7 protein-coding genes are annotated in these 8,984 nt (G+C 72.2%); all 7 read left to right on the top strand.

Going from position 1 to position 8,984, the window contains the following annotated elements:
• Nucleotides 1-216 precede the first annotated feature (216 nt).
• Complete coding sequence (gene araB, locus ADL05_RS08270) at nt 217-1,869, top strand: ribulokinase (protein ID WP_053616282.1); 1,653 nt, start codon at nt 217-219, stop codon at nt 1,867-1,869.
• Nucleotides 1,866-2,516, top strand: coding sequence for an L-ribulose-5-phosphate 4-epimerase (locus ADL05_RS08265; protein ID WP_053616281.1), 651 nt, complete (start codon nt 1,866-1,868; stop codon nt 2,514-2,516). Before araB ends, ADL05_RS08265 begins: the two co-directional genes overlap by 4 nt.
• 130 nt (nt 2,517-2,646) lie before the next feature.
• Nucleotides 2,647-4,044, top strand: a complete 1,398-nt coding sequence (locus tag ADL05_RS08260; RefSeq protein ID WP_053616291.1) for an L-fucose/L-arabinose isomerase family protein — start codon at nt 2,647-2,649, stop codon at nt 4,042-4,044.
• Between the two features lie 106 nt (nt 4,045-4,150).
• Nucleotides 4,151-5,479: an extracellular solute-binding protein gene (locus ADL05_RS08255; protein WP_053616280.1), complete on the top strand. Its 1,329-nt coding sequence runs from the start codon at nt 4,151-4,153 to the stop codon at nt 5,477-5,479.
• Between the two features lie 10 nt (nt 5,480-5,489).
• Nucleotides 5,490-6,437 (top strand): carbohydrate ABC transporter permease, encoded by a 948-nt coding sequence (locus ADL05_RS08250; protein ID WP_053616279.1) that lies wholly within the window; start codon nt 5,490-5,492, stop codon nt 6,435-6,437.
• Nucleotides 6,438-6,439: 2 nt separating this feature from the next.
• Complete coding sequence (locus ADL05_RS08245) at nt 6,440-7,342, top strand: carbohydrate ABC transporter permease (RefSeq protein WP_053616278.1); 903 nt, start codon at nt 6,440-6,442, stop codon at nt 7,340-7,342.
• A gap of 100 nt (nt 7,343-7,442) precedes the next feature.
• Nucleotides 7,443-8,966 carry an alpha-N-arabinofuranosidase gene (locus ADL05_RS08240; RefSeq protein ID WP_053616277.1) on the top strand — a complete coding sequence of 508 codons (1,524 nt, stop codon included), beginning with the start codon at nt 7,443-7,445 and terminating at the stop codon, nt 8,964-8,966.
• The last annotated feature ends 18 nt before the right edge of the window (nt 8,967-8,984 follow it).

Raw genomic sequence — 8,984 nt, 5'->3', positions numbered from 1 at the left:
GCCCGACCCCGCCCGCCCCCGGCTTCCCGTCCGTACCTCCGACCCCCGCTCCGGAGCCGCCTCGCGAGAGGAGGGCCCGCCCCCCGGCGGGCGGCCCCGCCCGCCCGACCCCGCTGAACGCTCGCAACGATATCCGCACCGACCCCCAGTACCGACCCCGAGGAGGGCACCCGCGTGGCCCAGATTGTTAACGCTCACAACACCGGTCCGGACGCCGTGGTCGTCGGGGTGGACTTCGGCACCCTCTCCGGCCGCGCCGTCGTCGTCCGCGTGGCCGACGGGGCCGAACTGGGCACCGCCGTCCACGAGTACGAGCACGGCGTCATCTCCAGCACCCTGCCCGGCGGCACCGAGGCCCTCGCGCCCGAGACCGCGCTCCAGTCGCCCGAGGACTACCGGCAGGTCCTGCGCACCGCCGTCCCCGAGGCCATCGCCGCCGCCGGCGTCGACCCGGCCGACATCATCGGCATCGGCACCGACTTCACCGCCTGCACCGTCATGCCCGTCACCCGCGAGGGCACCCCGCTCAACGAACTCCCCGGACTCGCCGACCGCCCGCACGCCTGGCCCAAGCTCTGGAAGCACCACGCGGCCCAGCGCGAGGCCGACGACATCAACGCCCTGGCCGCCTCCCGCGGCGAGGCGTGGCTGCCCCGCTACGGCGGAAAGATCTCCTCCGAGTGGCAGTTCGCCAAGGGCCTGCAGGTCCTGCGTGAGGACCCCGAGACCTACCACCGCGCCGACCGGTGGATCGAGGCCGCCGACTGGATCGTGTGGGAGCTGTGCGGACAGGAGACCCGCAACGTCTGCACCGCGGGGTACAAGGGCATCCACCAGGACGGCGCCTGGCCGAGCCCGGACTTCCTGGGCGCCCTCGACCCCGCCTTCGCCTCCTTCGCCCAGGACAAGCTCGACCACCCCCTCTCCCAGCTCGGCGAGCGCGCCGGCCGCGTCACCGCCCGCGCCGCCGCCTGGACCGGCGTCCCCGAGGGCGTGCCGGTGGCCGTCGGCAACGTCGACGCCCACGTCACCGCCGCCACCGCCCAGACCACCGGGACCGGCCGGATGCTCGCCATCATGGGCACCAGCACCTGCCACGTCATGAACTCCGACGTCCTGGCCGAGGTGCCCGGCATGTGCGGGCTCGCCCTCGGCGGCATCGCCCCCGGCATGTGGGGCTACGAGGCCGGGCAGAGCGGCGTCGGCGACATCTTCGCCTGGTTCGCCGACTCCTACGTCCCCCCGGAATACCACGACCGCGCCCGCGAACGCGGCCTGTCCGTCCACGACCTGCTCTCGGACATGGCCGCCGAGGCGCCCGTCGGCTCCCACGGCCTGGTCGCCCTGGACTGGCACAGCGGCAACCGGTCGGTCCTGGTCGACCACGACCTGTCCGGCGTCCTGGTCGGCCTCACCCTGGCCACCCGGCCCGAGGAGGTCTACCGCGCCCTGGTCGAGGCCACCGCCTTCGGCACCCGCACCATCGTCGAGGCCTTCGAGGCCGCCGGAGTCCCCGTCCACGACTTCACCGTCGGCGGCGGCATGGTCCGCAACCCCTTCGTCCTGCAGGTCTACGCCGACGTGCTCGACCGGCCGATCCGGCTCGTGGCCTCCGAACAGAGCTGTGCCGTGGGCGCCGCCATCCACGCGGCGGTCGCGGCCGGGGCCCACCCCGACATCCACGCCGCCTCCGCGGCCATGGGCGGCGTCCGCGAGGACACCGTCGACCCCGACCCCGCGCGCGCCGCCGCCTACGACGACCTCTTCGCCCTCTACACCGAACTGCACGACCACTTCGGCCGCGGGGGGAGCGCGAGCCTGCACCGGCTGCGCGCCCTCCGCAACGCCGCCCGGAAGGGAACACGATGACCACCGACGCCCTGCGCGAGCAGGTGTGCGCCCTGCACGCCGAACTCCTGCGCTGGAACCTGGTGACCTGGACCAGCGGCAACATCTCCGCCCGCGTCCCCGACGCGGACCTGATGGTGATCAAGCCCAGCGGTGTGTCCTACGAGGACCTCACCCCCGAGGACATGGTGGTGTGCGACCTCGACGGCACGGTCGTCGAGGGCCGCCACAAGCCCTCCAGCGACACCGCCGCGCACGCCTACGTCTACCGGGCGCGCCCCGACGTGGGAGGTGTGGTGCACACGCACAGCCCCTACGCCACCGCCTGGGCGGCCCGCGGCGAACCCGTCCCGTGCGCCATCACCGCGATGGCCGACGAGTTCGGCGGCGACATCCCGGTCGGCCCGTTCGCCCTCATCGGCGGCGACGACATCGGCAAGGGCCTGGTCGCCACCCTCGACGGCCAGCGCTCCCCGGCCGTGCTCATGCGCGGCCACGGCGTGTTCACCATCGGCGACACGGCCCGCGCCGCCGTCAAGGCCGCCGTGATGTGCGAGGACGTCGCCCGCACCGTGCACATCGCCCGTGCGAACGGCCCCGTCGAGCGCCTGCCCCAGGAACACATCGACGCCCTCTACGACCGCTACCAGAACGTCTACGGCCAGTAAGGACACCTCCGTGCCCCACCCGTCACCCGCCAACGCCCCGGAGCCGCCCCGCGAGGAGGAGGGCTCCCGCCTCCGCCCGGAGGACTCCGGCCGCGGCCCCTCCTTCCCGACCTCCCCGGCCCACGAGCCCATCAGGAACCGGCGGCCCCGCATCGGCCTGCTCGGCATCATGCAGCCCCTCTACGACGACATGATCCCCGGCATCACCGAGCGCCAGGCCGACTACGCCGCCCGGGTCGCCGCCTCGCTGTCGGAGACCGCCGAGTGGACGGTCAGCCCGCCCGTGCGCGGCCGCGCCGACGCCGAGCGGGCCGTGCGCGAGTTCGAGGCCGCCGGCCTCGACGGCGTCATGGTCGTCATGCTCACCTACGGGCCCTCCCTGCGCGTCACCCGGCTGTTCAGCCAGATGCGGCTGCCGGTCGCGCTGGCCAACATCCAGCCCGACCCCGCGGTCAGTCCCTCCTGGGACATGGCCGACATGACCTACAACCAGGGCATCCACGGCGCCCAGGACACCGCCAACGCCATGGTGCGCGCGGGCCTGCCCTTCGAGGTCATCACGGGGGAGTGGCAGAGCGCCGAGTTCACCGCCCGCGTCGACCGCTGGGCGCGCGCCGCACGCGCCGTCACCGCCCTGCGCTCGCTCAGGGTCGGCGTGTTCGGCTACCCCATGAACGGCATGGGCGACGCGCGCGTGGACGAGACCGCGTTCCTGCGCAAGCTCGGACCCGAGATCGAGATCATCGCCCCGGGCGCCCTGCACCGCACCATGGCCGAGCTGCCCGCCGAGGCCGTCGCCGAGCTCATGGAGTGGGAGGACGGGGCCTTCGAGGTGGACGAGCGCCTGTCCAAGGAGGAGCGCGAGGACCACGCGCGCATGCAGCTGGGCATCGAGCGGCTGCTGGAGGCAACCGGCTGCGGTGCCTACTCCACGCACTTCGACGCCATCGGCGAGGACGGCCGCTTCGCCCGCCTGCCCATGGCCGCCGCCTCCACCCTCATGGCCAAGGGCTACGGGTTCGCGGGCGAGGGCGACGTGCTGGCCGCCTCGATCGTCTACGCCGGGCACCAGCTCGCCGGGGACGGCCACTTCACCGAGATGTACGCGATGGACTTCCCCACCGACTCCATCCTCATGAGCCACATGGGGGAGGGCAACTGGAGGGTGGCCCGCGACGACGAACCGATCCGCCTGATCAAGCGCCCGCTGGGCATCGGCGGCCTGGACGACCCGCCCACGATCGTCTTCCGGTACCGGCCGGGCCCGGCCACGCTGGCGTCGCTGGTGGCGCTCGGCGGCGAGCGCTTCCGCCTGGTCGTGGCCGAGGGCGAGGTGGTCGACACCCCCGCGCTGCCCGACCTGGAGATGCCCTACGGTCAGTTCCAGCCGGCCACGGGCGTCCGGACCTGCATGGACGCCTGGCTGCGGGCCGGCGGCACCCACCACATGGTCATGAACACCGGTGCCCGGGCCGAGGACTGGCGCGTCCTGTGCGAACTCGCCGGCATCGAGTACGTCCAGGTCTGATCCCGCACCGGTCACGAGGCGCCCCGGACGGGGCGCACCCCGAGATCCCCCACCGCGGAGGGCCCGGTCGACCGGGCCCTCCGGCCCCCCGGCGCAAGGAGAGACCATGCGCAGAGCATCAGGAGCAGTACACGCACCACCCCCGGCCCCGGCCGGGCCGGGCCGCCGGGCCTTCGTCACCGGCGCCCTGGCCACCGCGGGCCTGGCGGCGGCCGGCTGTGCCCCGCCCGACACCCTCATCAGCGGCGACACCCGGCTGCGGCAGTGGAACCTGTTCGCGGGCGGCGACGGCAACCGGATGATCGAGATGCACGACGCCTACCAGGCCGAGCACCCCGGGATCGACTTCCGCGCCACCACCTTCACTTGGGGCGCCCCCTTCTACACCAAGGTCGCCATGGGCGCCGCGGGCGGCCGGGGCGCCGACATCGCCACCGTGCACGTCTCGCGCCTGGAGAGCCTGGCACCCGGCCGCCTGCTCGACCCGATCGACCCCGCGCTGCTCGCCGAGTTCGGCATCGACGACACCGTCGTGCTGCCCAACATCTGGGAGAAGTGCTTCTTCGACGGGCAGCTGTACGCCATCCCCATCGACACCCACGTGCTGATCCAGTACATCAACCTCGACGTGTGCCGGCAGGCGGGCGTGCTGGACGCCGACGACCGCCTCGTCGAGGTCTCCGGGGTGGACGGCTACTTCGACCTGCTCCGCGAGATCCAGGGCGTGACCGGCGGCTACGGGCTCTCCATGGACACCTGGAACCCCTGGTCCAACTTCTGGGCGCTCTACCGCCAGCAGGACGGCGAACTCGTCCTCGGCGGGGACGACTTCGAGATGGACGAGGACAAGGCCCTGGCCGCCATGGACGTGATGTACCGCCTCTCCGAGGAGGGCCTGGCCCCGCGCCACTCCAGGGACGCCGACACGGCCGCCAACATCGCCAACGGGCACGCCGGACTGATGATCCACGGCAACTGGGAGATCCCCACGCTGGAGGCCGCCGGCATCGAGTTCTCCGCCGCCCAGTTCCCCGCCGTGTTCGGCAACCACCGCACGCGCGGCGACTCGCACTGCTACGTCTTCCCGCACCAGCGCGACCGCGACCCCGAACGCACCCGGGCCGCCGCCGAGTACGCCGCGTGGATGCTGCACAACAGCCTGACCTGGGCCGGCGGCGGACACATCCCCGCCTACCAGCCCGTGGTGGAGAGCGCCGAGTACGACGCGCTGCACCCCCAGTCCGAGTACCGCGAGGCCGCGGAGAACGTCCAGTTCGAGCCCGAGGCCTGGTTCAGCGGCTCCGCCGGGCGGCTCCAAGAGGAGGCCGCCGGCGCCCTGACCACCCTCCACCAGGGCACCCAGACCCCGGAGGAGTCGCTCGACCAGCTCAAGGGCACCATCCGTGGCCTTCTGTCCGTCCCGTCGCCGGTGTAGGGAGCCCACCATGACCCAGAACACCCGGGCTCCCGCGCCCCGCCCCGCGCCCGGACCCGCCACCACGGCACCGCCCGGCCTCGTCGACGTGCGCCGCCGTCCGACCGACTGGACCGGTCTGTGGTTCGTCCTGCCGTTCCTGGCGTTCTACGCCCTCTTCCTGCTGTGGCCCGCCGTCGTCGGCTTCGGCTACAGCTTCACCGACCGCAGCCTCGCCGGCGGAGACGTCTCCTTCGTTGGACTGGACAACTGGTCGGAGACCCTGACCGACCCGGCCATGTACGACTCGCTGTGGAACACGCTGTGGTTCACGGTCCTGAGCGTGCCCCTCATGGTGCTGCTCGCGCTCGGCCTGGCCCTGCTCACCGACCACGCGCGCCGACTCGGCTGGTTCCTGAGGCTGTCGTTCTTCGCCCCCTTCGTGCTGCCGGTCACCGTGATGACCCTCATCTGGGGCTGGATGTACAACCCGAGCCTGGGCCTGTTCAACGGCATGCTCGGCCGGTTCGGCATCGAGGGGCCCGAATGGCTCTTTTCCGAGGACACCGCGATGTTCTCCGTGGTCATCGCCACGGCGTGGTGGCAGGTCGGCTTCAACTACCTGCTCTACCTGGCCGCCATGCAGTCCATCCCCAAGGACGTCTACGAGGCCGCCGCGATCGACGGTGCCGGCGCCTGGCAGCGCAACGGCCGGATCACCCTGCCGCTGCTGGCCCGCACCACGGCGCTCATCGCCGTCCTGCAGCTGATCGGCTCGCTGCGCGTGTTCGAGCAGATCTACCTGATGACCAGCGGCGGCCCCAACTTCGCCACCCGTACCGTCATCCAGTACATCTACGACTCCGGCTTCGTCGGGCTGCGCATCGGCCTGGCCTCGTCGATGGCCTACGTCTTCATGGTCCTGATCATCGCCGCCTCCATCGCCCAGTTCCGCCTCTTCTCCCGGAAGGAGGGCTGACGATGGCCACCTCGACGCCCCCCGCACCGCGCACCGCCCCGGGCCCCGCGGCGACGGCCTCCCGGCCCGCGGCCCCGCGCCGCCGCCGGTGGTCGGTCGGCTCGGTCGCCCTCTACACCGTCGCCACCCTGGCCGCCCTGCTCTGGTTCGTCCCGCTGCTGTGGGCCTTCGCCACCTCGGTCAAGACCGAGGGCGACACGACCGTCATGCCGCCGACGTGGCTGACGGAGAACCCGACGTTCGAGGCCTACCAGCTCGTCCTCGGCCGCGGCGACATCCTCCGCTGGACGGTGAACTCGCTCATCACCACCGTCATCGTCACCGTGCTCACGCTCATCCTGTGCGTGCTGGCCGCCTACGGGTTCTCCCGGTTCGACTTCCGCGGACGGCCCGGCCTGTTCGCGCTCGTCGTCGGCGGCATCCTCATCCCGCCGCAGACCCTGATCGTCCCGCAGTTCGTGCTGATGACCCAGCTGGGGCTGGTGGACACCTACTGGGGCGTCGCACTGCCCCAGGTCGTCGCCCCGGTGTTCGTGTTCATCCTCAAGCGCTTCTTCGACGCCATCCCGCGCGACTACGAGGACGCCGCCCGCCTCGACGGCGCCGGACCGCTGCGCGTGCTGTGGAGCGTCATCCTGCCGCTGTCGCGGCCCATCCTCACCGCCGTCGGCATCTTCACCTTCATCGGCGCGTGGAACAACTTCCTGTGGCCCTTCATCGTGACCAACGACCCGGAGATGATGACCCTGCCGGTGGGCCTGGGCACCGCCGTGGGCCAGTACGGCATCCAGTACGCGCAGGTCATGGCCTCCGCCGTGCTCGGCGCCATCCCCCTGCTCGTCGTCTTCCTGCTCTTCCAGAAGCACATCGTCACCGGTGTCGCCGGAGCGGGCATCAAGGGCTGACCCGCGCCCCCGCACACCTCAGGAGACCTCCCATGAGACGCCCGCCCACCACGGCCGCCACGGCCCCGACCGCCCCGACCACCTGTTCCGAGGAGTCCACATGATCAACGCCTCCCTGAGCGTCGACGCCGCGACCCCCGTGGCCCCCGTCCACCGCCGTACGTTCGGTTCCTTCGTCGAGCACATGGGGCGCTGCGTCCACACCGGGATCTACGAGCCCGGACACCCCACCGCCGACGCCGACGGCCTGCGCCGGGACGTCGCCGCCCTGGTCCGCGAACTCGGTGTGACGACCGTGCGCTACCCCGGCGGCAACTTCGTCTCCGGCTACCGCTGGGAGGACGGCGTCGGCCCCAAGGACCGGCGCCCGGTCCGACGCGACCTGGCCTGGCACAGCCTGGAGACCAACCAGTTCGGCCTCGACGAGTTCATGACCTGGTGCCGCCGCCAGGACATCGAGCCGATGATGGCGGTCAACCTGGGGACCCGCGGACTCCAGGAGGCCCTCGACCTGCTGGAGTACGCCAACCACCCCGGCGGCACCCGCCTGTCCGACCTGCGCGCGGCCCACGGCCACCCCGACCCCCACGACATCCGCATGTGGTGCCTGGGCAACGAGATGGACGGCCCCTGGCAGATCGGCCACCTGGACGCCCGCTCCTACGGGCGCAAGGCCGCCCAGGTCGCCCGCGCCATGAAGATGGCCGACCGCGACCTGGAACTGGTCGTGTGCGGCAGCTCCGGGTCGGCCATGCCCACCTTCGGCGCGTGGGAGGCCACTGTCCTGGAGGAGACCTACGACGCCGTCGAGTACATCTCCCTGCACGCCTACTACGAGGAGCACGACGGCGACCTCGCCAGCTTCCTCGGCGCGGTCACCGACATGGACCACTTCATCGACTCGGTGGTCTCCACCGCCGACGCCGTCGGCGCGAAGCTGCGCGACCGCAAGCGCATCCAGCTCTCCTTCGACGAGTGGAACGTCTGGTACCTCAGCCGCCACCAGGCGCTCGCCGAGGTCCAGCCCACCGACGACTGGCAGGTGGCGCCCCGCGTCATCGAGGACCGGTACAACGTCGCCGACGCCGTCGTGGTCGGCAACATGCTCATCAGCCTCCTGCGCCACAGCGACCGCGTCACCGCCGCCAGCCAGGCCCAGCTCGCCAACGTCATCGCGCCGATCATGACCGAACCCGGCGGCCCCGCCTGGCGGCAGACCATCTTCCACCCCTTCGCCCTCACCGCGGCCTCCGCCGCCGGCCACGTCCTGCGCGCCGACCTGGACGCCCCTGTGCAGGACACCGCCAAGTACGGCGGGGTGGAGGTGGTCGACAGCGCCGTCACCCACGACGAGGAGACCGGCCGCACCGCCGTGTTCGTCGTCAACCGCTCCGTGGACCAGCCGGTCGCCCTCACCGTCGACCTGCGCGGCCTCACGCCGACCGCGGTGGCCGACGCGCTCACCCTCGCCGACGACGACGCCCACGCCGCCAACACCATGGACGACCCCGACCGGGTCGTGCCCCAGCCCAACAAGTCGGCCCGACTGGACGGCGGACGCCTCACCGTGACCCTGCCGCCCGTCTCCTGGACCGTCGTCACCCTGTCCTCCCGGACGCGGTGACCCCCGCTCCGCCCCCTC

It is taken from the genome of Nocardiopsis sp. NRRL B-16309, assembly GCF_001279585.1.
In the GTDB taxonomy this organism is placed as follows: domain Bacteria; phylum Actinomycetota; class Actinomycetes; order Streptosporangiales; family Streptosporangiaceae; genus Nocardiopsis.
This window is presented reverse-complemented; position numbering and strand designations above follow the sequence as displayed.